The following is a 271-nucleotide window of genomic DNA, read 5'->3' as shown; positions in this document are numbered from 1 at the left end:
GATATATTCGGAACAGTTTCGCAGGAAACTGAAACGGAATAACGTGACATATTGTATTCAGTTTTGAATGTTTATTTGAAACATTCAACGTGAGATGGGCCTATAGCTCAGCTGGTTAGAGCGCACGCCTGATAAGCGTGAGGTCGGTGGTTCGAGTCCACTTAGGCCCACCATTTTGATTTTTTGTACATTGAAAACTAGATAAGTAAGTAAAAAATAGATTTTACCAAGCAAAACCGAGTGAATTAGAGTTTTAAAAGCTTTATTCATT

General features: G+C 37.3%; 1 tRNA gene. It reads left to right on the top strand.

The features are described from left to right. Window positions 1-96: 96 nt before the first annotated feature. Window positions 97-173, top strand: a tRNA-Ile gene (locus CD112_RS13245). Window positions 174-271: the final 98 nt, after the last annotated feature.

The organism is Staphylococcus simulans, from assembly GCF_002902285.1.
In the GTDB taxonomy this organism is placed as follows: Bacteria; Bacillota; Bacilli; order Staphylococcales; family Staphylococcaceae; genus Staphylococcus; species Staphylococcus simulans.
This window is presented reverse-complemented; position numbering and strand designations above follow the sequence as displayed.